Raw genomic sequence first — 22,985 nt, 5'->3', positions numbered from 1 at the left:
AACGCCTCGCGGTAACGCCTCGCGGAGAAATATGCCATAGGGTTAGTCCGCAGGCTGTTTTATTGTGTTTTTGCTTGTAATCCCGTGAAGCGCATTCCGCATTTCGCCATAACTCCCGCTACAATGCGCGGCATGACTGCACAATTTATTGCACCAATTCCGCTCGCCAGCCATTTGTCGGCCGCCCGCATCACGGCATTTGCCGGCCATCGCGCCGAGCAATGCCGGATCGAAGTAGTGGCCGAGACCGGTTCCACCAATGCCGATCTGCTGGCGCGCATCGCCGGCGGCGTGCATTCCCGTACGTTGAACGCTCTGACCGCGCCGACCTTGCTGGTGGCGCAGACGCAAACTGCCGGCCGCGGCCGCGCCGGCCGCACCTGGCTGACGGCGCCCTCGGCCGCGTTGACCTTTTCGCTGGCCTGGCCGTTTGCCGCACCGTTGCAGGCATTGGTCGGTTTGCCGCTGGCGGTGGGCGCGACGATCGCCGAGATCCTGGCCGATTTCGGGGTCGAGGTGCAATTGAAATGGCCGAACGACGTCTTGCACAAGGGCCGTAAGCTGGCCGGCATCCTGATCGAAACCGCCACCGCGCCCGACCGGCAACTGTGGGCTGTGATCGGCATCGGCATCAATCTCGCCATGCCGCAGCAATTGCAAGAACAAATCGGCCGTCCTGCCGCCAATCTGCCGCTGCCGGCAGCGCAGGATCGCGAGCTGTTGCTTGGATCGTTATTGAGCGGACTGGCGCAAAACATGCGTCAATTCGAAAGCGAGGGCCTGGCGGCTTTTGTCGAACGCTGGAATCGGCTGCATGCGTTTGCCGGCCAGCAGGTGCTGATCCTGGATCAGGGCAAGACATTGCACGAAGGCCGGGCGCTGGGCATCGACCAGATCGGGCGCTTGTTGTTGCAAACTGATGCTGGCGACAGCCCGCTCGCCATCATGGCCGGCGATATTTCATTACGCCCGAAGGAAGGCTGAACCATGGCCATGTTGTTGATAGATGTCGGCAATACCCGCATCAAATGGGCGCTTGCGGCGCTGCCCGAACCTGGCGTCGGCGGCTTGCCCGGCGCATGGCTGGAAAGCGGCTCGGCGACGCATAGCGAACTGGTGACGCTGAGCGCGCGCTGGCGCAAACTGGCGGTGACGCGCATAGTGGTTTCCAATGTGGCCGGCGAACGTACGCAGGAACGCTTGCAGACCTTGCTGGAAACTGTTTTTGGCAGCGCCATACGGCCTCACTGGTTCGCCTCGTTGCCGCAACTGGCAGGTCTGCGCAACGCCTATCGCGATCCTGCGCAATTGGGATGCGACCGCTTTGCCGCGGCGCTGGGCGCGCAACGGCTATTTCCGCAGCAAGCCTTGATTGTCGCCACCTGCGGCACCGCCACCACGATTGACGCGGTCAGTGCAGACGGTGTATTTACCGGCGGCATGATCCTGCCGGGACTGGGTTTGATGGCGACCTCGCTGGCGCGCAGCACCGCGCAATTACCGCACATCACCGATCACGTGCATGTAAATACCTTGTTTGCCGATAATACCGATGACGCTATCATCAGCGGTTGCATCAATGCGCAGGTCGGCGCCATCGAACGGGCGTTCGCACTGCACAGCCAGCAAGCGCCGGGCACACGCATCTGTTGCATCGTGGCCGGCGGCTCGGCGGCTTTAATCGCGCCGTATTTGTCCATAGTGCATGAAACAGTTGATAATCTGGTATTGATCGGTCTGCAAACTGCTGCAGCAACACTTTAAAAAGACCATGTTGAAAATCATTTTCTGGCTGCTGTTACTGGCGAATGCGACCTTGTTCGCCATGCAAAAAGGCTATCTCGGCGCGCTCTACAGCGATGGCCGGGAGCCGACCCGCATCAGCAAGCAGTTGCAGGCGGATAAAATCAAAATGACGGTGGCCGAGGCCGCTCCAGCCGCATCGGCGGCGCTCGCCAGCGCAGCATCGGTAGCGCCAGCCGCAGCCGACCTGGCGCCGGTGGCGGCTTGCACCGAAATCGGCAATTTCACTGCGGCCGAAGCCCGGCGTTTTTCGAGCCAGCTGGCGGAGCGCACGCCGGCCATCAAATTTGTCCGCCGCGAAACGCAGGAAGTCGCCAGCCACATGGTGTATCTGCCGTCGCTGGGCAGCAAGGAAGCGGCCGATAAAAAGGCTGACGAAGTACGCCGGCTCGGGATCAGCGACTTCTTCGTGATACAGGATTCCAGCGCGCTGCGCTATGGCATTTCATTGGGCATTTTCAAAACCGATGAAGCTGCGCAAAAGCAGGTCGCCAGCCTGGCCAAGCGCGGCCTGAGCGGCGCCAAGGTCGGTACGCGTACCGTGAGCTCCAGCAAAGTGGCATTCCAGCTGCACGATCTGGGCGGCGACGCCAAGATCGCGTTCGACCAGATCAGACTGGATTTTCCTGGCCAGGAAGTGCGCAGCTGCCCTGGTTCCTAGCCATGCAATGGTTTGCCATCGGGCACAGCGTCAGCCGTTTTCTGTTGCCGAAGCAGGCGTCGCAGGCAGTCGGGGCAATAGCATTCCGTCGCCGCCGACCCGGTGCTGGCCAGCGGCGGCAGCAGGCTGCACCAGCAAGGCTGATCCGCATGCTGGCCGGCGCCACAGGAAAACTGTTGCTGACAGGCGGGGCATTGCGCCATTCCGTTTATCCTTTGAATGCAAGTGCATGTTGTACGCGGGGGAACGGGCATCATCCGCACATTGGTGTGTTTACGCAACATCGCTATGCGCCATTGCAAGATTATTGGCGCGCTCGCCACACCTAAGCAAGCGCATTTCCATGTAAAATCGCGCTGATCCTTCCCGCAGCGATTTTTAACTCCCCCGAGTTGCAGTCTTTGCACCTTTTTACTTTCTTCTGACAAGCTCAGAACCTCTCTTGTAGGACTGTTCATGGCCGATTTGACCAACGATCTAGCCAACGTTGCCCCAGGAATCAAAGCTGAAATTCTGGCCGAGGCGTTACCGTACATCCGTCAGTTCCACGGTAAAACCATTGTCGTCAAATACGGCGGCAATGCAATGACCGAGGAGCGCCTGAAGCACGGCTTCGCGCGCGACGTGATTTTGTTGAAACTGGTCGGCATGAACCCGGTAGTGGTGCATGGCGGCGGCCCGCAAATCGACAATGCCCTGAAGAAAATCGGCAAGCAAGGCACCTTCGTGCAAGGCATGCGGATCACCGACGAAGAAACCATGGAAGTGGTGGAGTGGGTGCTGGGCGGCGAAGTGCAGCAGGATATCGTGATGCTGATCAACCACTACGGCGGCCAGGCAGTCGGCCTGACCGGCAAGGACGGCGGCCTGATCCGCGCGCGCAAATACCGCATGCCGGACCGCGAGCATCCGGGTGAATTCCTCGATATCGGCTTTGTCGGTGAAATCGAAGCCATCAATCCGGCAGTGGTCAAAGCCTTGCAGGATGACGCGTTCATTCCCATCATTTCGCCTATCGGCTTTGGCGCCGACGGCCAGGCCTACAACATCAATGCCGACGTCGTGGCGGGCAAGATCGCAGAAATCCTGCATGCCGAAAAGCTGATCATGATGACCAATATTGCTGGTGTGCAAGATAAGCAAGGCAATCTGGTGACTGATCTGTCGGCACGCGAAATCGATGAAATGTTCAAGGACGGCACCATCTCCGGCGGCATGCTGCCGAAGATTTCATCGGCATTGGATGCGGCCAAGTCGGGCGTCAATACGGTGCACATCATCGATGGCCGTATCGAGCACTCCTTGCTGCTCGAAGTGCTGACCGAACAGGCGTTCGGCACCATGATCCGCTCGCACTGATTTCCCCGGAAATCCGGAACCAGGAAAGCGCAAGACTCGGGTCTTGCGCTTTTTTTTTTGCGCTACGCGGTGGGCACCAGCAAAGCCAGGTGCTCCGGCTCCAGGTAGCACCATTCCCCCAATTCCAGCTCCAGCGCTTCCAGGGTCAGGCCGCCGATAGCGGTACGGCGCAACGCCGAGCAATGATTGCCGGCCGCCGCCAGCATGCGCTTGACCTGATGATATTTGCCCTGTTCCAGCACGATCTCGATTTCATGCGGGCCCACGATGCGGCAGCTGACGGCCGCCAGAGTCTGCGGCTCGTCATGCAGCTTCACACCGGCCAGCAAGCTTTGCACCAGCTCTTCGGTCACAGGGTCGTGCGTGGTGGCAACGTATAACTTCGGCACGTGCCGCTTGGGCGACGACTGGGCATGGATGAAGCTGCCGTCGTCCGACATCAGCAGCAAGCCGGTGGTGTCGTGGTCGAGCCGTCCGACCGGCTGCACGTCGCGCCAGCTGAACTGTTCCGGCAGGATGCTCAGCACCCCGGGGTGATGGCTGGGTTTGCGCGAGCACTCGATATCGGCCGGTTTGTTGAGCACGAGATAGATGTGTTCACGGTAAGTCCATTCTTCCTCGAACAGGGTGAACACCAGGCCGTCGGTGTCGGGCGTGGATTTATAGTCGGTGACGGCGACGCCGCCGATGACGACTTCGCCGTCTTCAATTAACTCACGGCAATATTTTCGGCTGCCGAAGCCCTGCGATTGCAGGATCCGGTCTAAGGTCAGTTTAGGCATGGCGGGAATGTAGCAGAATGCCGTCAGGACGGGAAGAGCGGCATCCAGAATGCAGTTTGCCTATGATGGCAGATAGCGTATGAGGCGTGGTCTTGATTTTTTATATTCCTTACTATAAAGTAAGGAATAATGAAATTGAAAGGATTGGTATGTCTACTGCTACTGTGACCTCTAAAGGTCAAATTACGATACCTGCTGCGGTGCGGGTTGCGCTCGGCCTGGATGCCGGGAGCCGGGTTGAGTTTGTCGAAATTGAGAAAGGACAGTACGCATTTGTTGCTGCCACTGAAGCAGTGCAATCCCTGAAGGGGATGCTGCGCAAACCCGATGCGACGGTTAGCGTCGAACAGATGAATCAAGTCATTGAGCAGCATGGGGCTGGTCAACGATGATCGGACTGGATACCAATGTCCTGGTGAGGTATGTTGCGCAAGACGATCCCAAGCAGTCGCCAAAGGCTACAGCATTAATCGAGTCGCTTTCCGATACCGATCCAGGATTTATCAGTCTGGTCGCGGTGGTGGAGCTGGTATGGGTGATGCAAGGATGCTATCAGGCGACCAAGGATGAGGTCGTCGCCATATTGGAAAAATTGCTGCGGGTACGGACGTTCAAAGTCGAAAATGCAGAGATTGTCCTGAGGGCATTGCATGTCTACGCGCGCTCCAATGCCGACTTCGCAGATTGCCTCATTGAGCGTTCTGCCGATGCCGCCAATTGCATGCACACAATGACTTTTGACAGTAAGTCTGCAAAGAATGCTGGTATGCGGCTGATCGGATGAACTGAGGGCGCTGCCAGTTTCCTGCTGCGACCGGCAATCCATGCGGATTGCCGGCCGTTTGCCAGTTAGGCTTGCTGCTTAGCCGCGTTCAGCTTGGCATATGCCTCCAGCAAACGCTGGTGCATCTCGCAACCTTCCAGGTTCAGGCCGGGGGCATTCAAGCCGAAGAAGCGTTGTTCACGGTTCAGCAAAGCTTGCGCCTGTCGCACTGTCGCTGCGCTATACAGGTGTTGCAACGACTCTGCGTAAGCAGTGGCGTCGCCCAGGCCGATCAGGCTTTCGATGCAGCGGTACACCAGCTGGCGTTCGGCGCTGATCTGGTTGAAGTGACGAATCCAGTCGCAACCTTCGCGCACCGCATCGAGATCGCCGATGGCCAAGGCCAGCAGGGTTTTCAATTCACCGACGCGCAGCTCCTTCCACAGCGAACCGGCATCGGCGGCGAGGCCGATCAAGGCGGCCACCGGACGCTGGTCGGCCAGGCCCAGTTCATTCAGCGTTTCCAGCAAGTCGGCGCATTCGTCGTCGTCGAGATCGGCCAGGTACAGGATAGGTTCGCGGATATCGTTGCCGACGCTGCTGTTGTCCCATTCCAGGTCTTCCACCGGATAGATGTCGGACATGCCGGGCACCAGGATGCGGCAGGCGTACACGCCGAGATGGCTGAAATCGGCGATATAGATATCGTGGCCGGTGGCGTGGATGGCGGCGACCGACCAGGCGTAGTCTTCGGCGGTGGTGTTGCTGAAGTTCCAGTCGCTGAATTCGAAGTCGGGCGTAGCGCGCAGGAAGTTCCAGCTGATGATGCCGCTGGAATCGACGAAATGGATTTCCAGGTTTTGCGAATGGGCGATTTCTTCCAGGTCGAAACCAGGTTCAGGGAAGCCGTCCAGGGCGTCCAGCGCGCGGCCTTGCAGCAATTCGGTCAGGGCGCGTTCCAGCGCGATTTCGAAGCGCGGATGGGCGCCGAAGCTGGAGAAGCAGCCTTGGTCGCGCGGGTTGAGCAGGGTGACGTTCATCACCGGATACTTGCCGCCCAGCGATGCATCTTTCACCAGGATGCCGAAACCGGCGGCGCGCAGCTCGCGGATGCCGGCGGCGATGCGCGGGTAGCGGGCGATCACTTCTTCCGGTACGTCCGGCAGGCACAGGCCTTCCTTGATGATGCGGAATTTGACATCGCGCTCGAAGATTTCAGACAGCGCCTGGGTGCGCGCTTCGGCTGCGGTATTGCCGGCCGACATGCCGTTGCTGACATACAGGTTGCCGATGATATTGACCGGGAACCAGACCGTGGCGCCGTCGCGCTCGCGCACGTACGGAATCGCGCAGATGCCGCGCTCTTCATTGCCGGAGTTGTAATCGACCAGGGTGGTGGCGTCGACTGTGCCTTCCGGATTGTAGAATTTTTGCAGTTCCGGCGTCAGCAGGCCGGCTGGCCAGCTTTCGTCGTCGTCGTTGAGCTTGAACCATTGCTCGCGCGGATAGTGGACGAACGCGGCGTTGGCGTTTTTTTCGCCGAGGTAGTAGTGGGTCCAGAAATAATTGCAGGACAGGCGTTCGAAATATTCGCCCAGCGCGCTGGCGCGCGAGGCCTGTTCCGACGCGCCTTTGCCGTTGGTGAACAGCAGCGGGCAATCGCGATCGCGGATATGCACCGACCAGGCGCCGTCAATCGGGTTCAGCCATGACCGTTCTTCAATATGAAAGCCCAGCTTCTCCAGCTTGCCTTGCATGGAACTGATGGAGGATTCTAGCGAGGCATCTTTGCCCGGAATAAAGTGTTCGGTTGGCATGGGGATTCCTGGAGTGAGAGTGACAATGAGAATGGGGGAGGCGGACGCTGCTTGCCCTGGCAATGACAATTGCACAATAGTGGCGTGGCAGCGCGGAATGGCAGGATGATACCTTGTGTAACCGCCCGCAGCCATCCCAAACCGGCATTACTCCCGGAATTACTCTGCTGCAGGGTGTCAATAGGCCTCGTGCCGGAAGCACTCGACGCAATGGTCGTTGACCATGCCGATCGCCTGCATATAGGCGTAAATGATGGTGGAGCCGACAAATTTGAAGCCGCGCTTGCCCAGGTCCTTGGAAATGCGGTCAGACAACGGGGTTTTAGCCGGATTGCCGCCAAGTAATGTCCATTGATTCCGGATCGGCTCGCCATCTACGTAAGCCCATAAGAAAGCATCGAGGCCGCCGACTTCGGTGCGCAGGCGCAGATAGGCCTGGGCGTTGCTGATGGTGGCGGCAATCTTCAGGCGGTTGCGGACGATGCCGGCGTCGTCCAGCAGGGACGCCACTTTGTCCTCGTTGTAGCGGGCGATTTTTTTAGCGTCCCAGCCGTCGAAGGCGCGGCGGTAGTTGTCGCGCTTGTTGAGAATGGTTTCCCAGCTCAGGCCGGCTTGCGCACCTTCCAGGTTAAGCATTTCGAACAGCTGCACCTCGTCGTGGCAGGGTTTGCCCCATTCCTCGTCGTGGTAGGCCAGGTAACGAGGATTGGCGGGATTGGCCCAGGCGCAACGGGTAACGATGGTGGTCATGGTCGGGCGCAGGAGGAACTTTGGCGGTTCCTCGAAGTTGAAGTATGTGTATGCTACCGCATCATGGCAACATCTCACCTGGCTGGAGCGCTTTCTAAGCCTATTCGCATACTTTTTTTGCATACCCCGCGGCCCGGCGCTGTGCCAGAATTGGACTCTCTACTTTTTTAGGAATCCGATCATGCAAGACCCGCTGGTCTATCTCAATGGCAGCATGACCCCGCTGTCCGAAGCGCGCATCCCGGTACTCGACCGCGGCTTCATTTTCGGTGACGGCGTATATGAGGTGATTCCAATCTACGGCCGCAAATTATTCCGTGCCGAGCATCATCTGGCGCGCCTGTTTCGCAGTCTGGCAAAGATCAGTATTCCAAATCCGCATGACAAAGAGCAGTGGCTGGCATTGATCCAAGACGTGATCGATGCGCATCCGGCGGACGATCAGATGGTCTATATCCATGTCACCCGCGGCGTCGCCAAGCGCGGCCATGCGTTCCCGAAAGAAGCGCTGACGCCGACGGTGTTCATCATGACCAATCCGCTGGTGCTGCCGAGCGCGGCATTGCGCGCCAGCGGCGTGCCTTGCGTGTCCATGGAGGATCAACGCTGGCTGCATTGTGAGATCAAGTCCATTTCCCTGCTGGGCAATGTGCTGGCGGCGCAAAATGCTGCCGAGCATGGCGTGGTGGAGGCGATTCAGTTCCGCGATGGCTGGCTGACCGAAGCGTCGTCTTCCAATGTCTGGATCGTCAAACACGGCAAACTGATGGCGCCGCCTAAGGATAATCTGATACTGGAAGGGATACGCTACCGCCTGATCGAGGAATTGTGCGCCGCCGGCGGCATTCCGTTCGAAGCCCGCAAGATTGCGCGCGAAGAGGTGTTTGCCGCCGATGAAGTGCTGTTGTCGTCAGCTACCAAGGAAGTGCTGCCGGTGGTGTCGATTGACGGCAAGACTATTGGAAATGGCGAACCCGGCCCCATATACAAGCAGTTATACGAGGCTTATCAGGCGGCCAAGGCAGCTCAGGCGGCTTAATCAGGGAGCGCAGCAGCGGCAACAGCTGGTGCGGGTATTGCAAGACATTGCAGGGCAGAAATCAGGTTGTTTTCTGCCCTGTTTCCTTTGGCACATGCCGTACCGGCAAATTCCCGGTCGCCGATAAGCTTTTAGTGCAGGAATCCGTTTCGGGAGTAAACTACCAACCTGCGTCACTATTAAAGAGCAACCATCATGACCGAGCCCACTGAAAACCTCGCTGAAAGCCTGATCGAATACCCAAGCGATTTTCCCATCAAGATCATGGGACCTACGCACGACGCATTTGCGCCGACCATGGTCGGCGTGGTGGTGCAGCATGACCCGACTTTCCATATCGACAAGCTGGAAGTGCGGCCATCGTCCAAGGGCAACTATACCGGCTTGACTGCCACCGTCCGCGCCACCAGCCGCGAGCAGCTGGATAATCTGTATCGGGCGCTGTCTTCGCACCCGATGGTCAAGATGGTGCTTTAAAAATCCTTATCGGATCATGATGGCCCGGGTGCTCCGGGCCATTCGCTTTGCGCCTTGAAAGTCCTGATCTCTTCCAGCAGCCAGCGATGGAAAGCCTGCACCTGCGGCTTGCTCAGCGCCTCCTTGGTGCAGGCGAAATAATAGGATAGCGGGCAGAGCGCGACGACATCGAACAAACGCACCAATTCCCCCGAAGCAATTTCCTGCAGCGCAATCGCGTGCCGCGTCAAAGCAATCCCCAAGCCATCCGAAGCCGAACGCAGCAGCATAGAGGCATCCTCGATCAGCAAGCCGCCGGTCGGTTCCACCAGATCGATGCCCGCGGCCTCGAACCATGGCAGCCACGATGACTCGGTATCCATGCGCAACAGGCTGCACTGCTCCAATTCCTGCGGCGTTTTCGGCAGGTTGCCGCCACGGTAGTTCGGGCTGGCCACCGGATAGTAATAATCGTCCATCAGTTTTTCCACCACCAGGCCCGGATAGTGGCCCAGGCCGTAGCGCAGGCCGACATCGATAGGTTCACGCTCCAGGTCGTTGAGGTGGCTGCTTGATTGCAGCACCACCTCGGTATCGGGATGCAGGTCGATGAATTTCCATAGTCGCGGCGCCAGCCAGCGTGCGGCAAACGAGGGCAGGGCGGAAATCGTCAGGCGCTTCTGCTTGGCATCCATCTTCAAGGCTTCGGCCGCAAACGCGATTTCATTCAGGGATTTACGGATGACGGCGGCAAAGCGCTGCCCTTGTTCGGTGATCGTGATGCGCTTGCCGTGGCGGCTGAACAACATGATACCCAATTCCTGCTCCAAGGCGCGGATTTGATGGCTGATGGCGCCCGGCGTCACATAGATTTCTTCGGCGGCGCGCGAAAAGCTGTCGTTGCGTGCTGCAGCCTCGAAGGCGCGCAGGGCGGAGAGATTGGGCAATTTTCGGAGATCGGCCATTTTATATGAGGAAAATTAGCAAGGGAGGAGAAAATTACTCGTTTTGTTAATGTCTGTAGATTGCCTAAAATGGCTCTGTAGAAACAAGGAACGTCTATATCAAGCGGTGTCGCAAGCGATGTGGCGTCCAATATACCAGCAGTTTCAAGGAGTGACATCATGAGAAAATTATTAGCTAACGAATCGTTGAGCATAGGCACCGGCCAAGCCATGTCGGTAACCGCTCCGGTAGCGCAAACCCTGCAAATCATGCAGGGCCGGGTATGGGTGACGGTAGCCGGACAAGGCGACGATTACTGGTTGTCCGCCGGGCAATTCCTGAGCGTTGCCGCTGACAGCCATATCGTTATCGAAGCCATCAAAGGCAACAGCGTGGTGCAAATCCAGCAGCAGTCGACACGTCTGCCGTCATCGAGCGCACGCGCCGGCTTTAGCAAGCCACTGGGCGCTAGTCCAGCAGCGTGCTGATTTTTGCCGATTGGTTAACAGGCCCTAGATATTGCGTGACTGGATGCCGTTAAGCCTCATTCCGGCTTGACGGCGCCCGCGCTGGCGCGCGCCCACGGCCGATTTTCGGTACACTTGCGGTATGTCCAGTGCGCAGCAACCCATTTCCCCAGATCTTCTGCCCAGCCCCCAAATCATTCAGCGCGGCGTAGAACCTTATCAAGTCAGTTTTGACGCGATGCGCGCGTTTACCGATGCCCGTTCCCCCGATACGCCAGACCAGCTGTGGATAGTCGAGCACCCGCCGGTGTTTACGCTGGGTTTGGGAGCCGATCCGAGCCACGTGTTGGCGCCGCACCAGATTCCGGTGATACAGACCGACCGCGGCGGCGAGGTGACTTATCACGGGCCGGGTCAGGTAGTGATTTACCTGCTGCTGGACTTGCGCCGCCGCCGTCCCGCCGCCCGCTTGTTCGTCCGCGAATTCGTGCAGGGTATCGAGCAGGCGGTGATCGACACGCTGGCAGCGTATAATCTGGCTGGTGAACGCAAGGCCGGTGCGCCCGGGATTTATATTGCCGATGGTGCCTGGCAGGGTGCAAAGATCGCCGCCCTAGGCTTGAAAGTCAGAGGCAGCGGCTGCACTTACCACGGCGTGTCGCTCAATGTTGGCATGGATCTGGCTCCTTTTTCCTGGATCAATCCATGCGGCTACGAGGGTCTCGCCACCGTCGATATGAAAACACTAGGCGTTGATATAGCTCTCTCAGAGGTGCAGTTAGCGCTTGCTCACAAATTGATAGACCGTTTTAACTGAGTCCTTTTTCGAGACTCCAGCAAGGAAATGCCTAGACCATGACCACAGAAACCACGCCGTCGCTGCCTGCCGAAGCCACCATTGCCAGCGCCAGCTACAATCCGTCCGAAAAGCAAAAAGGCGCCAGCAAGACCTCGCGCATTCCAATCAAGATTATTCCGATTGAAGCCTTGAAAAAGCCGGACTGGATACGCGTCAGGGCAGCCTCGCCATCGTCGCGGTTTTACGAAATCAAAGACATCTTGCGCGCTAATAACCTGGTCACGGTCTGCGAAGAAGCCAGTTGCCCGAATATCGGCGAGTGTTTCGGCAAGGGCACGGCAACCTTCATGATCATGGGCGACAAATGCACCCGCCGTTGCCCGTTCTGCGATGTCGGCCACGGCCGCCCGGATCCGCTCGATGTCAACGAGCCGGAAAACCTGGCCAAGACCATCGCTGCGTTGAAATTGAATTACGTCGTCATCACCAGCGTCGACCGCGACGATTTGCGTGACGGCGGCGCCGGCCATTTCGCCGAATGCATACGCCGCGTACGCGCGCTGTCGCCGAATACCCGTATTGAAATCCTGGTGCCGGATTTCCGCGGCCGCATGGATCGCGCGCTGGAAATCCTCAACCTGGCGCCGCCCGATGTGATGAACCACAACCTGGAAACCGCACCGCGCCTGTACAAGGAAGCGCGGCCCGGTTCGGATTACGAATATTCGCTGAACCTGCTGAAACGCTTCAAGGCGCTACATCCGAACACGCCGACCAAATCCGGCATCATGGTCGGCCTCGGCGAAACCGATGAAGAAGTACTGCAAGTCATGCGCGACATGCGCGCCCACGATGTCGACATGCTGACCATCGGCCAGTATCTGATGCCCAGCGGGAATCACCTGCCGGTGCGGCGCTATGTGCATCCTGACGTTTTCAAGATGTATGAGGAAGAAGCCTACAAGATGGGTTTCGCGCACGCTGCCGTGGGCGCCATGGTGCGTAGTTCTTACCATGCTGACCAGCAGGCGCATGATGCCGGCATGGTGGTGAACACGACGTCAATGCCGGCTTAACTTCGCCAGACGATAGCGGGAGTCTTCCCGGGAAGACTCCCGCTCCGTCACCGGTAATGCCACTACCAAAATGCTCCGCCATCGGTTCCGGAATTATCCATTCTCCAAAAATCGGACTCCGATCCGCCTTCCAGGCATGCGGCACAATCGTGTTGCCGCCTGATTTTCGATGTATTCTTAACCACGTTCGCGCAGGGCGCAGTCTCGATTGTCAATCCATTGGAGGTGGTCATGATTCGCATCCGTCTGTTGCTGTTGATTGCAGTCGCTTGCTTCAGCGTTCCTGTTGCCGCAGTCGCCCAGCAGCAGGCATTTACCAGCAAAAACGTCAACCTGCGGGCCGGGCCGGCACGCGATTATCCGCTGGTGGCCCAGCTTCGTCCCGGTACGCCGGTAGCGGTGGCCGGTTGTATCAACGGCTATAGCTGGTGCGATGTGTCGCTGCCGGACGGCAATCGGGGTTGGGTGTATGCGCAAAACCTGAGCTATCCCTACCAAGGCAGCCAGGTACCCCTGATCACCTACGGCAGCGCGATCGGATTGCCGATCATCGCCTTTACCCTCGGCGCTTATTGGCAGCAGAATTATCGCAACCGTCCCTGGTACAGACAGCAGTCGCACTGGGCGCATCGCCCGCACCGGCCGCGTCCTCCGATAGTTGTGCGGCCGCCGCCAAGGCCGCATCTGAAGCCGCCGGTAGTCAAGCCAGGCCGGCCGCATCCGCAACCGGGCTTCGGCGGCGGACATCGTCCGCCACACGGCACCAGGCCGCCGGGCGGGAACCGGACACAGGGTGGCAAACCGCCGGGCGCTGGCGGCCGGCCATTGAATGGCGGAATCACGCTGCAACCGCGTTGATTTGCTACGAGGTGCCGGGCGTCAGCGAGGTGCCTCGATCAGCTTATTTGCCGCGTCGCATCTGCGCCAGCGTGGCGAGTTGTGCAGTTGCCTCCGCCAGCTCGGCTTGAGCCAGCGCGTAGTCGATATTCGAAGCCAGATTCTGCAAACGTTCTTCGGCCTGTTGCCTTGCTAAGGTGGCTTTGGCTTCGTCCAGGTCCTTGCCGCGGATCGCGGTGTCGGCCAAGATGGTGACGGAGTGTGGCTGGATTTCGGCGTAGCCGCCGGCGACATAAATGAAATCGTCTTCGCCGCTCAGGCGTTTGATATGGACTGCGCCCGGCTTCAGGCGAGTCAGCAGCGGAGTGTGGCCGGGCAAGATACCCAGCGAGCCGGCGATGCCCGGCAGGGTAACCAATCCGGCGCTCCCGGCGTACAGCTCGCCTTCCGGACTAACGACAACGACTTGAGTTTCCGACATACGGGTTCCTGTAACTAGACTGTGCAGCATCAGGGTGTTTCTCATCACCCGCGCTAACAATGATAAGCAATGATACAAGATCGGCTTGCCGAAAAATCAGGAAATTAGCGGAATCCTCATGTACTGGCGCATGTACCGGATTAGTGCGGCTGGCCGCCGCCCTCGCACTGATTACCTGTCCTAGTTACTGGTTTCCATCGCCATCATGGCAAATGTCGCCAGCCAGTGCTCACCCGCATATTCGCCGCTGACGACATGCGGCAGACCCGCCTCTATGTGACGGCGCGCCGCTGCAAGCAAGGTGGCGGCGGCCGGTTCGTTTTCCGGCAGGCGCCGGGCAATCCTTTTCATGCACCAGGCGCGGCTCAAGTTCAAACCGTTCAGATGGGCGATCTTGGGATCGCTATGGTCGCTGACCTCGGCCGGATTCATCAAGCGGTCGATATCGGCCAGCGCCGGCAAATACTGGGCAAACCAGTCGACGAAGACATCTGCTTCAAGCACGTCAGCCATCAGCAAAGCTTCGGTCAGCGCCGCCGACAGGAATTCGTCGCCGCCCGGTTCGTAGTGCGCCGGGTAATTGCTGTCGCTCATGAAATAACGGCAGGCGGCATTGACCACGGCGCTTTCCAGTTCGCTGTCTTGGCGATGGCGGGCGAAATCGAGTATCAGTTTCAAGGCAAACGCACTGTTGTAATGCGTGCCGACCCGAATCGCATAACTGAGCTTGGAGAAATAGCTGAACACGCGGCTGCGGATTTCAGCCACCAGCGGCTCCATGAACGCCAGCCAGGTGTTGGCCTTCGGGTGTTGCCAGGTTTCCAGTTCCTGCGCCAGCGCCATGATCCAGGCCCAGCCGTACGGGCGTTCAAAAGACACCCGTCCCGGCGCCTGGAAATACGCCAGCTCCTGCTGCAGGTTGGCGGCGGTGAAGTGCTGGTCGAACAGCGCCGCGATTTCATCCTGTTGCGGCAACGTCGGATACAGGCGGGCGCAGCGTGCCAGCAGCCAGTAGCCGTGCACTGCCGAATGCCAGTCGTAGCAGCCGTAGAACACGGGATGCAGGGTGCGCGGCGACAGCGCATCTTGCGGGCCGTTCAAGACGTGCATGATGTGATTCGGATATTCGTGGCGTAGCGAGCGCAAGGGCAAGCGCGCGAAGGCCGCTACCTGATCAAGAGTGAGGTGCATGGTGTCTCCTTAGCGGAATACGATGAAATACATCAGCAACACGTTGGCTGTCAGCAGCGTCAAGGCCGTAGGAATCTGTATTTTGATGACCTTGTATTTGTCGGTCAACTCCAGCAGCGCAGCCGGCACGATGTTGTAGTTGGCGGCCATCGGCGTCATCAGCGTACCGCAATAACCGGCCAGCATGCCGATGGTAACCAGCGGCGCCGGATCGGCGTGCTGACCGGTGATCAGGAATGGCAACGCAATGCCGGCGGTCATGACCGGGAAGGCGGCGAAGGCGTTACCCATGATCATGGTAAACAAAGCCATGCCGACGCAGTAAATCACGACCAGCATGAAACGATTTTCTGGGTTGACGAACAGGGTGACTACTTCTTGCACTGATTTGCCAGTTTGAGCAGCGACGAATACACCGCCCAGCATCGCCAGCATCTGCGGCAGGATCGCGGCCCAGCCGATGGCGTCGACCAGCCGGCGCGATTCGCGCACCGCTTGCAACGGCGTGCCGCCAGTCAGCTTCCAGCCTGCCAGGATCGCGCAGACGCTGGCTACGCATAGCGCCGCCAGCGTCAATTGTTTCTGGTCGAGCAGAAAGACGCCGCCGATCGATACATTCTTCAGCAGCACCGTGCACAGCACGGTGATCAACGGAATCAACAACGCAGGCAGAAAAATCCAGTTGCCGAAACGGTTGGCCGATGCCTGGCGTTCCTCGGCGCTACGCTGTTTGTATGAGCCAGCCGACAGCAGGCCGAAACCGGCAATCAGGGAAATCACCACGACCACGGTGCCAATGACACGGTAGGCCAGCGGTTTGCCGAGCCCCGCTACCAACATGTCGCCAAACAGGAACACCGCGCCAAACAGAAACCAGAACAGCGCCGTGGTCAGGCGTTTCGGATGGCCCTTGTCGCGCAGTGTCATGCCGACCAGCAGCATGACGATGATGCCGACCAGATAATAGATCTCGTTGATGGTGAGGAGGGTCTTCATGCTGCCACCTCCTGGCCTTCGGTTTTTTTCCAGGCTTCGACATCGCGCCGGATGCTGGCGTCGAGCCGGGTCAGGCGTGTCATGTGAATGATCAGCGCGGCGAGAGCAGTCGGGATAGCCCACAGGCCGAGATGGAGCGGTTCGATATTGGTGATGCCGTTTTCCTTGAGGAAGGCATCCATCAGCAGCACTGCGCCGAAGGCGATGAAAATGTCTTCGCCGAAGAACACAGCAATGTTGTCGCAAGCGGCAGCGTGAGCGCGGATTTTGTCGCGGATCGGCAGCGGCAGTTCGCCATATTTGGCGACAGCGGCGCCTTCCACCATCGGCGCCAGCAAGGGCCGTACGGTTTGCGCCTGGCCCCCGATGTAGGTGAGGCCGAGCGCGCCCAGGAATTGGCGCAACACGAAATACAGCATCAGGATGCGCGCTGAGGTGGCGTTGGCCAGGCTCGCAATCCAGTCCTGCGCCCTTTCTTTCAGGCCATAGCTTTCGAGCAGGCCGATCACCGGCAAAATCAGCAGAAAGGTCGCCAGCGAACGGCTGTTGACGAATTTTTCGCCAAAAGTTTCCAGCAAAGTCCCGATATCCATGCCTACCGACAGACCGGTCGCAAGACCCGCCACGGTCACCACCAGCAAGGGATTGAATTTCAAGGCAAAGCCTGCCACCACAATCGGTATGCCGATCAGCGGCAATAATTCTGTTACGGTCATTGCTATCTCCTGATGTTGAGGCGGTCGTTGCTGCGCCGCCGGTTTTGTTGCTTTCCTGGTGTTATTGATTACTTAGCCTAGCAGCGGAAACAGAGTGTCGGCAGTTGCTATCCAAGGCGCACGGATGGCGATGCCTTGCTGCGTCAGTTCGTCATGGATGCGCTGCGCAAACGCCAGCGCATGCGCACCGTCGCCGTGCAGGCACACCGTATCCGCGTTGACCGGCGCCCAGCTGCCGTCTATCGCATGGACTTTGCCGTCACGGATCATATGCATGGTTTGTGCCAATGCCTGCTCTTCGTCTTCAATCAGGGCGCCGGCTGTGCCGCGCTTGACCAGGCTGCCGTCCGCCATGTAGCCGCGGTCGGCAAACACTTCTTCCACCGCTTGCAAACCGGCGCGATGGGCGGCGGCGATCAGCTCGCTGCCGGCCAGGCCGAACAAGGCCAGCGCCGGATCGACGTCGCGGATCGCGGCGACGATGGTGTCGGCCAGTGCGGCATCGCGCGCCGCCATGTTGTACAGCGCGCCGTGCGGCTTGACGTGCGCCAGCTGCGCGCCATGGGCGCCGGCAATTGCCGCCAATGCGCCGATCTGATACTGCACGCCGCTGTAGATCTCGTTGGCCGGAAGCTGCATTTCGGTGCGGCCGAAATTGTCGCGATCGGGAAAACTCGGATGGGCGCCGATGGCGACTCCTCGCGCTAGCGCCCAGCGTACGCATTGCTGCATCATCAAGGCGCTGCCGGCGTGCCAGCCGCAAGCGATGTTGGCCGAGCTGACCAGCGCCAGCAATGCTTCGTCGCTACCGTTGCTTTGTTCACCGAGGTCGGCGTTAAGGTCGACCTGTTGGCGTCGTTTATCTTGCCGTTTATCTTTGCCGGGCATGGTCTGTTCCTATTTGGCCGGACGCAACCAGTGCATCGCGGTTTCGATTTGCTGCAGGTACGACGCTTCCCGGCGCAATTCCTCGCGTGCCTGGGCGACGTCGCATTCGACAAACTGGATGGTGCGATTGAAGCGCAGCTGTGCCAGCTTGGCCAGGTCGGCGCCGATCACCACGCCTATTTTTGGATAGCCGCCGGTGGTTTGGGCATCCGCCATCAAGACGATAGGCTGGCCGGCAGGCGGCACCTGGATTACGCCCGGCAGCACGCCATGGGACAGCAGATCGCTGCCTTTCCTGATCTTCAGTTCCGGTCCGCTCAGGCGAAAACCCATGCGATTGCTTTGCGGCGTCAAGGTCCAGCTGCCGTTCCAGAATGCTTTTTTCGCCGCCGCTGTGAACAGCTCGTATTCAGGGCCGGGTATGACGCGGATCGCCAGTGTTTCGGTATCGTCGGCGTGGTACCAGGCGGGCGGCCGTACACCGAAAGACGCCGCAGTATGCAGCGGCGCGGCCGGGTCGTTCAGCGCACCGGTAGACAGGCCGTCGCCCTTGGTCAAGGCGCGGCCGCCGTGGCCGCCAAAGCCGGCCTGCAGATCGGTGGCGCGCGAGCCCAGCCGGATTGCGGAATTGATGCCGCCGGCGACTGCCAGGTAAGCGCGCATCCCGTGGCGGGCTGCTTCCAGCTTCAGAATTTGTCCGGCACGTGCGCGCACGCTCCACCATGACGGCAGTGCGCGGCCATCCAGCGTCGCCGCGAAATCGGCGCCGCCCAAGGCGATGCGGCAGTCGAATCCGAACTCCAGCTGGCACGGGCCAAGCGTGAATTCGATAGCGGCGGCGTCGCGCGGATTGCCTACCAGCAGATTGGCGATGGCGAGCGCGGTGCGGTCCAGCGCCCCGGATTGGCAGATGCCGAGATGGCGAAAGCCGCTACGGCCCATGTCCTGGACTGAATTGATGCGTCCGGCGCGCAGGATCTTGATCATGCAAGCACCTCGCTGGCGACGAAACGTACGCGGTCGCCCGGTTGCAGCAAGGTCGGAGGATCGGCGGCAGGATCGAACAGCTGCAGCGCGCTATGGCCGATCAGTTGCCAGCCGCCGGGCGAGGCCGCCGGATAAATCCCGGTCTGGCTGCCGCCAATGCCGACCGAGCCGGCCGGCACCACCAGCCGCGGCTCGCTGCGGCGCGGGGTGGCCAGCTGCGGATCGAGTCCGCCCAGGTAAGGAAAGCCCGGTTGGAAGCCGATGAAATAGACAATGTATTCAGCCGCCGTATGGCGTTTGACGATCTCCGCCGGCGACAAGCCGGTGTGACGTGCGACTTCTTCCAGATCTGGGCCGCTGGCGCCGCCATAGACCACCGGAATGTCGATTTTGCGCCCAGCCTTCTGGCTGACGGCGGCGGCGTTCCATGCGCTCTGGAGTTTATCTGCCAGTTGCTGCGCATCGGCCGCCAGCGGATCGAACAGGATAGTCAGGTTATTCATGCCCGGGACAACGTCGCGCACCTGCGGCCAATGCGCGGCTTTGGCGGCGATGGCCCACAAGCGCTGTTGGCATTCCAAGGTAGCGCTGGCCCCTGCATTCAATATCAGGGCGCTTTCGCCAAGGGCTTGTATGACGGCTTGGGTCATTGCGGCTGGCTTCCTTCGGCAGAATGGTCGGCAGTAGCGGTATGGAGAGAAGTGCCGCAAGGCGGCGCATGACTCGGTCCTCGACTGCCCCGGACAACACGTTGAATTGCAAAGAAAATGGCGGGACAAGTTGGCAGCCGTCGCAGCGTGCCGAATTAGTCTACCCCCAACAAGCTTACTCTTTATTATTAAGAGCTTGATCAAGGGGCAATATCGTTCATCAAAAATAAAATGTCAATAAATTGTGTGTAAATAGTTTATGTTGTTGCAGAAACGCAGGCGTAAATTCACCCTGGTTTTCAGCGAAACTAGTTGTATGATTAATTTTTCTTCGCGTTTTGTAGGAAATGTATGAACGTTACCGCCCCTAAAATCTTGTCTTCTGCCCATCTGGCTTCGGAAAGCAGTGTCGAACTGTCTGAGCTGGAATACGCATTGATCATTGCCGGTAATGCGTTTAATCGCTGGATGGCGCGTTGCATGTCGGCTGCCGGCGTCAAGGATATGACGCCGGTTGAGGTTTCTTTATTGCATCATGTTTGTCACCGTGAACGCAAAAAGAGCCTGGCCGACATCTGCTTCGTGTTGAATATCGAGGATACGCATATTGCCAGTTACGCATTGAAGAAGCTGGTGAAAGCCGGCTACATACACAGCGCAAAAGTGGGCAAGGAGGCGTATTTCTCCGCCACCGAGAGCGGTTACGCGCTGTGCCTCAAATATCGTGAAATGCGCGAAGAGTGCCTGATCACCGTACTGTCTGATACCGGCTTGTCGAACCAGGCCTTGGGCGATGCGGCAAAGCTGTTGCGCACCGCCTCAGGCCTGTACGATACGGCTTCGCGTGCTGCCACCTCGAGATAGATTTGATTTCGGCAGGCATAAAAAAGGCGCTCGATGCGCCTTTTTTTTATGCTGCTGCCAGTGCCTTGTCGAGCAAGGCGTGCAACTCTTCAAACTTGGGTGCGCCCACATAGCGCTTGATGATATTGCCTTGCTTGTCGATGACAAAGGTAGTCGGTGTCAGTTTGACGTCGCCGAAGGAATTGGCCAGCTTGCTTTGCGTATCCAGCGTCACCTGGAATGGCAGGCTGCGGGTTTGCACAAAATTCAACACGTAGTTAGGCGGATCGTAGCTCATTGCCACGGCGACATAGTCGAGGCCCTTGTCCTTGTACATATTGTAGGTTTGCACCATTTGCGGCATCTCGGCGACACAGGTGGTGCAGCTGGTGGCCCAGAAGTTCACCATCACCACTTTGCCGCGCAAGCTCTTCAGCGATACCTGTTCACCCTTGAGATTGGTAAACGAGACATCGGGCGCGGCATGCGTGTTGGATATCGACATATAGCCGGCCAGGGCCAGCACTACCACCGCTACTGCCGCCGCAGCCTTGATCCAAAGCCGTTTGCCGGCGGTATTTTCAACTTGAGCTTGCATGACAGCATCCAATACGGGAAAACCCGAGAATGCTCATTATAACGATCTGATCGCGGGCCTGCCGAAAGCGACAGAATTATTGTTCATTAATTATCGAATTGCCAGGGATAAGCGTGATAGGTGGCGGCGACTGCCGGCGGAATCGGCGCCTCGATGCCGGCGCAAATCGCGCGCAAAATATCGGCGCTGGCAATCGGCAATGCAGTGCCATCGTCGACAACCGCAAGCAAGGCTTTGACCAGTTGCGGTTTGGCCAGCGGCGCCACCTGGTTGGCGTGATCCAGCGCCAGCCTTACCCGCGGAAAGCTGAGGCCGGCGCCATCGCAATAGTCTTGGGCGGCGAGCTTGAGCTCAGGACAAAGCTGGGCGCCGCGCAGGAAAGCGCTCAGGCGCGCAGCGCTTGCGTCGCTGTGGCTGGCTGGTACTGCCACATGCGCCACCAGTGAGAGCAACACGGCGATGTCGCTGTTCAGTTCGGACAGGCGATTGAATTTGATCGGCACCAGACGTCCGGCGCGCGGCGCCAGGCGGCGGTTCAATATGGTCTGCAACACAAATTCGGCCAGCGTGATGCGATTATCGGCGGCGATCAGCTGGTCTGCCAGCGCCAGCATCTTGTCGCGCTCAGGCTGCGTCAGTTGACGCAGCGCCGGCGCCGCCAGATCGATCAAAGGCAGCCTGGCGCTCAGCGGCAACTGCGTGATCGATTCGGCCAGGAAGGTGGTCAAGGCGGCTTGTTGCGGCGCTTCTTTCTTGAGCAGGGCGAGTTGCGCAGCGCGCTCCGCGCCGTCACCCAATAGCAGTGCATAGACCACGGCGCAAGCTGCGACAGGATCGCGCACGGCGCCGTCAAGTTGCGGCGACAGCGGCGATCGGCTGCTATTGCCGAACTCAAGCGACGGCGTCAATAATCCGCCGGCTATCGGCGTCGATGTTGGCGCAGCCGCGGCGCCGGCCAGACCGGCGGCGACGAATGGCAGATCGGCCATGCGCTCGACGCTGGCGGCCATAGGCGGCGCCAACTCGGGCGCTTCGAGCGGCGACATGCTGCGGCCGTAGATACGTTTCAAGCGCTCCGTCAGCGGTGGATGCGTGGCAAACCAGCCGTTCAGCAAATTGGGGCGGGCGCTGCCGAGGAACAGATGCGAGAGTTGTTCCGCATTGGGATGATTGATTTGCGAGCCGATTTTCTTGCCGTCGGTAAGACCGCCGATCTTACGCAAGGCGCCGCCTATCCCTTCAGGATTGCGGGTGAACTGGACCGCGCTGGCGTCTGCCAGGAATTCGCGCTGGCGCGACACCGCGGACTTGATCACGCGGCCAAAGAAGATGCCGATATAGCCGACCAGGAACAGCGCGCCGCCAGCCACGAACAGCACCAGCTGCCATGGCGGTCCCTTGTCATCGCGCGTGCTCCAGTAGCGGCCGCCATTCATCAGTTGCTGGCCGAGGCCGGCAATCATCTGGATCCCGAACAAAACACCGATCAGATGGATATTCATGCGCATGTCGCCGTTCAGGATATGGCTGAACTCGTGGCCGACCACACCCTGCAACTCGTCGCGCGTGAGCCGGTTCAAGGTGCCGCGCGTGACGGCGACCACCGCTTCATTCTGGTTGTAGCCGGCGGCAAAGGCATTGATCGCATCTTCCTGTTCCAGCAGGTAGACCTTGGGGCAGGCAATGCCGGAAGCCAGCGCCATTTCTTCCACCACGTTCAACAGCCGCCGCTCTTGCAAATCGCCGCTGGATGGCGAGACTATGCGGCCGCCGGCCATCAGGGCCACGGCATCGCCGCCATCGCGCAGGTTGAAGGTCTGGATCAGGGTGCCGCCGCCAATCAGCATGAGCGTGATCAGGGTATTGATTGCGAAGAAACCCTTGGGATATTGGCGCAGGATGCCGTGATGGCTGCCGAACTTGAACGTCCATACCAATGCCATCGCCAGATTGACGGCCATCACGATTGCGATCACCGCGAGCGCGAACAGGAATATCAGTTTCCTGGTCTCCTGGCGCGCCTGGTGCTGCTGTTCAAAGAAAGTCATGCTTGCAGTTCAGGCCGGTTTGCGAGCTGGGTT

General features: G+C 59.2%; 27 protein-coding genes. 13 read left to right on the top strand and 14 right to left on the bottom strand.

Translation table 11 applies throughout. The features are described from left to right. Positions 1–132 precede the first annotated feature (132 nt). From BLV81_RS08825 to BLV81_RS08815, 3 genes are read left to right on the top strand one after another with little or no spacing between them, the layout of a single operon-like run. Entirely contained in the window at positions 133–984 is an 852-nt protein-coding gene (locus BLV81_RS08825) for a biotin--[acetyl-CoA-carboxylase] ligase (RefSeq protein WP_255365072.1), read from the top strand. 3 nt (positions 985–987) lie between these two features. Next, positions 988–1,764, top strand: coding sequence for a type III pantothenate kinase (locus BLV81_RS08820; RefSeq protein WP_092354507.1), 777 nt, complete (start codon positions 988–990; stop codon positions 1,762–1,764). 7 nt (positions 1,765–1,771) lie between these two features. Beyond that, complete coding sequence (locus BLV81_RS08815) at positions 1,772–2,464, top strand: SPOR domain-containing protein (protein WP_092354505.1); 693 nt, start codon at positions 1,772–1,774, stop codon at positions 2,462–2,464. Here the strand turns inward: BLV81_RS08815 and BLV81_RS08810 are convergent. Next, positions 2,461–2,667 (bottom strand): cysteine-rich CWC family protein, encoded by a 207-nt coding sequence (locus BLV81_RS08810; RefSeq protein WP_092354503.1) that lies wholly within the window; start codon positions 2,665–2,667, stop codon positions 2,461–2,463. The two genes, BLV81_RS08815 and BLV81_RS08810, sit on opposite strands and share 4 nt — an antisense overlap. A 253-nt stretch (positions 2,668–2,920) precedes the next feature. Here BLV81_RS08810 and argB point away from each other — a divergent pair, with 253 nt between their 5' ends. Beyond that, complete coding sequence (gene argB, locus BLV81_RS08805) at positions 2,921–3,823, top strand: acetylglutamate kinase (protein WP_038493964.1); 903 nt, start codon at positions 2,921–2,923, stop codon at positions 3,821–3,823. Between the two features lie 62 nt (positions 3,824–3,885). On the opposite strand, the gene BLV81_RS08800 is transcribed toward argB, so the two are convergent. Beyond that, the gene (locus BLV81_RS08800; RefSeq protein ID WP_092354501.1) at positions 3,886–4,605 is read right to left on the bottom strand and encodes a pseudouridine synthase; all 720 of its coding nucleotides are present in this window, start codon (positions 4,603–4,605) and stop codon (positions 3,886–3,888) included. Positions 4,606–4,697: 92 nt separating this feature from the next. Between BLV81_RS08800 and BLV81_RS08795 the strand changes: the two genes are divergently transcribed. Together BLV81_RS08795 and BLV81_RS08790 are read left to right on the top strand one after the other, a co-directional pair. Beyond that, on the top strand, positions 4,698–4,997 hold the full coding sequence (locus BLV81_RS08795) for an AbrB/MazE/SpoVT family DNA-binding domain-containing protein (protein WP_369823842.1): 300 nt from the start codon (positions 4,698–4,700) through the stop codon (positions 4,995–4,997). Next, positions 4,994–5,389, top strand: coding sequence for a PIN domain-containing protein (locus BLV81_RS08790; RefSeq protein ID WP_092354498.1), 396 nt, complete (start codon positions 4,994–4,996; stop codon positions 5,387–5,389). Before BLV81_RS08795 ends, BLV81_RS08790 begins: the two co-directional genes overlap by 4 nt. Before the next feature lie 65 nt (positions 5,390–5,454). On the opposite strand, the gene ycaO is transcribed toward BLV81_RS08790, so the two are convergent. Both ycaO and BLV81_RS08780 read right to left on the bottom strand, forming a co-directional pair. After that, the gene (gene ycaO / locus BLV81_RS08785; RefSeq protein WP_092354496.1) at positions 5,455–7,185 is read right to left on the bottom strand and encodes a 30S ribosomal protein S12 methylthiotransferase accessory factor YcaO; all 1,731 of its coding nucleotides are present in this window, start codon (positions 7,183–7,185) and stop codon (positions 5,455–5,457) included. Between the two features lie 177 nt (positions 7,186–7,362). After that, complete coding sequence (locus BLV81_RS08780; RefSeq protein WP_092354494.1) at positions 7,363–7,935, bottom strand: DNA-3-methyladenine glycosylase I; 573 nt, start codon at positions 7,933–7,935, stop codon at positions 7,363–7,365. Positions 7,936–8,116: 181 nt separating this feature from the next. Here BLV81_RS08780 and BLV81_RS08775 point away from each other — a divergent pair, with 181 nt between their 5' ends. Beyond that, positions 8,117–8,974, top strand: a complete 858-nt coding sequence (locus BLV81_RS08775) for a D-amino acid aminotransferase (protein WP_092354492.1) — start codon at positions 8,117–8,119, stop codon at positions 8,972–8,974. Positions 8,975–9,169: 195 nt separating this feature from the next. Further along, complete coding sequence (locus tag BLV81_RS08770; RefSeq protein WP_092354491.1) at positions 9,170–9,451, top strand: DUF493 family protein; 282 nt, start codon at positions 9,170–9,172, stop codon at positions 9,449–9,451. 14 nt (positions 9,452–9,465) lie between these two features. Here the strand turns inward: BLV81_RS08770 and gcvA are convergent, their stop codons facing one another. Beyond that, positions 9,466–10,395 carry a transcriptional regulator GcvA gene (gcvA, locus tag BLV81_RS08765; RefSeq protein WP_092354489.1) on the bottom strand — a complete coding sequence of 310 codons (930 nt, stop codon included), beginning with the start codon at positions 10,393–10,395 and terminating at the stop codon, positions 9,466–9,468. 159 nt (positions 10,396–10,554) lie between these two features. On the opposite strand from gcvA, the gene BLV81_RS08760 reads away from it, so the two are divergent. The 4 genes from BLV81_RS08760 (at position 10,555) to BLV81_RS08745 (ending at position 13,575) form a co-directional block, all read left to right on the top strand. After that, entirely contained in the window at positions 10,555–10,863 is a 309-nt protein-coding gene (locus BLV81_RS08760) for a DUF2917 domain-containing protein (protein ID WP_092354487.1), read from the top strand. A gap of 121 nt (positions 10,864–10,984) precedes the next feature. Next, positions 10,985–11,659, top strand: a complete 675-nt coding sequence (lipB, locus tag BLV81_RS08755; RefSeq protein ID WP_092354486.1) for a lipoyl(octanoyl) transferase LipB — start codon at positions 10,985–10,987, stop codon at positions 11,657–11,659. Between the two features lie 38 nt (positions 11,660–11,697). Then, complete coding sequence (gene lipA, locus BLV81_RS08750; RefSeq protein ID WP_092354484.1) at positions 11,698–12,717, top strand: lipoyl synthase; 1,020 nt, start codon at positions 11,698–11,700, stop codon at positions 12,715–12,717. 231 nt (positions 12,718–12,948) lie between these two features. Next, entirely contained in the window at positions 12,949–13,575 is a 627-nt protein-coding gene (locus tag BLV81_RS08745) for an SH3 domain-containing protein (protein ID WP_092354482.1), read from the top strand. Positions 13,576–13,618: 43 nt separating this feature from the next. On the opposite strand, the gene BLV81_RS08740 is transcribed toward BLV81_RS08745, so the two are convergent. The 7 genes from BLV81_RS08740 to pxpB all read right to left on the bottom strand — a co-directional run bounded on the left by BLV81_RS08740 (position 13,619) and on the right by pxpB (position 19,463). After that, positions 13,619–14,035, bottom strand: a complete 417-nt coding sequence (locus BLV81_RS08740) for a F0F1 ATP synthase subunit epsilon (RefSeq protein ID WP_092354480.1) — start codon at positions 14,033–14,035, stop codon at positions 13,619–13,621. 180 nt (positions 14,036–14,215) lie between these two features. Then, entirely contained in the window at positions 14,216–15,226 is a 1,011-nt protein-coding gene (locus BLV81_RS08735) for a DUF2891 domain-containing protein (protein WP_092354478.1), read from the bottom strand. 9 nt (positions 15,227–15,235) lie between these two features. After that, the gene (locus BLV81_RS08730) at positions 15,236–16,222 is read right to left on the bottom strand and encodes a DUF979 domain-containing protein (RefSeq protein ID WP_092354476.1); all 987 of its coding nucleotides are present in this window, start codon (positions 16,220–16,222) and stop codon (positions 15,236–15,238) included. Next, complete coding sequence (locus BLV81_RS08725; protein WP_092354474.1) at positions 16,219–16,938, bottom strand: DUF969 domain-containing protein; 720 nt, start codon at positions 16,936–16,938, stop codon at positions 16,219–16,221. The genes BLV81_RS08730 and BLV81_RS08725 overlap by 4 nt, the downstream gene beginning before the upstream one ends. Positions 16,939–17,010: 72 nt before the next feature. Beyond that, the gene (gene pxpA, locus BLV81_RS08720; RefSeq protein WP_092354472.1) at positions 17,011–17,826 is read right to left on the bottom strand and encodes a 5-oxoprolinase subunit PxpA; all 816 of its coding nucleotides are present in this window, start codon (positions 17,824–17,826) and stop codon (positions 17,011–17,013) included. A 9-nt stretch (positions 17,827–17,835) separates the two neighbouring features. Continuing rightward, positions 17,836–18,813, bottom strand: a complete 978-nt coding sequence (locus BLV81_RS08715; protein ID WP_092354470.1) for a 5-oxoprolinase subunit C family protein — start codon at positions 18,811–18,813, stop codon at positions 17,836–17,838. Further along, positions 18,810–19,463 carry a 5-oxoprolinase subunit PxpB gene (gene pxpB / locus BLV81_RS08710; RefSeq protein WP_092354468.1) on the bottom strand — a complete coding sequence of 218 codons (654 nt, stop codon included), beginning with the start codon at positions 19,461–19,463 and terminating at the stop codon, positions 18,810–18,812. The genes BLV81_RS08715 and pxpB overlap by 4 nt, the downstream gene beginning before the upstream one ends. Before the next feature lie 351 nt (positions 19,464–19,814). Here pxpB and BLV81_RS08705 point away from each other — a divergent pair, with 351 nt between their 5' ends. Next, positions 19,815–20,327 carry a winged helix DNA-binding protein gene (locus BLV81_RS08705; protein ID WP_092354466.1) on the top strand — a complete coding sequence of 171 codons (513 nt, stop codon included), beginning with the start codon at positions 19,815–19,817 and terminating at the stop codon, positions 20,325–20,327. 46 nt (positions 20,328–20,373) lie between these two features. Here the strand turns inward: BLV81_RS08705 and BLV81_RS08700 are convergent, their stop codons facing one another. Both BLV81_RS08700 and BLV81_RS08695 read right to left on the bottom strand, forming a co-directional pair. Then, the gene (locus BLV81_RS08700; RefSeq protein ID WP_092354464.1) at positions 20,374–20,904 is read right to left on the bottom strand and encodes a TlpA disulfide reductase family protein; all 531 of its coding nucleotides are present in this window, start codon (positions 20,902–20,904) and stop codon (positions 20,374–20,376) included. 86 nt (positions 20,905–20,990) lie between these two features. Further along, entirely contained in the window at positions 20,991–22,952 is a 1,962-nt protein-coding gene (locus BLV81_RS08695) for a M48 family metallopeptidase (protein WP_092354462.1), read from the bottom strand. Positions 22,953–22,985 lie beyond the last annotated feature (33 nt).

Source organism: Collimonas sp. OK242, from assembly GCF_900107095.1.
GTDB lineage: Bacteria > Pseudomonadota > Gammaproteobacteria > Burkholderiales > Burkholderiaceae_D > Collimonas.
Note: the sequence above shows the minus strand (reverse complement) of the source record. Positions and strands in the feature narration are given on the sequence as shown.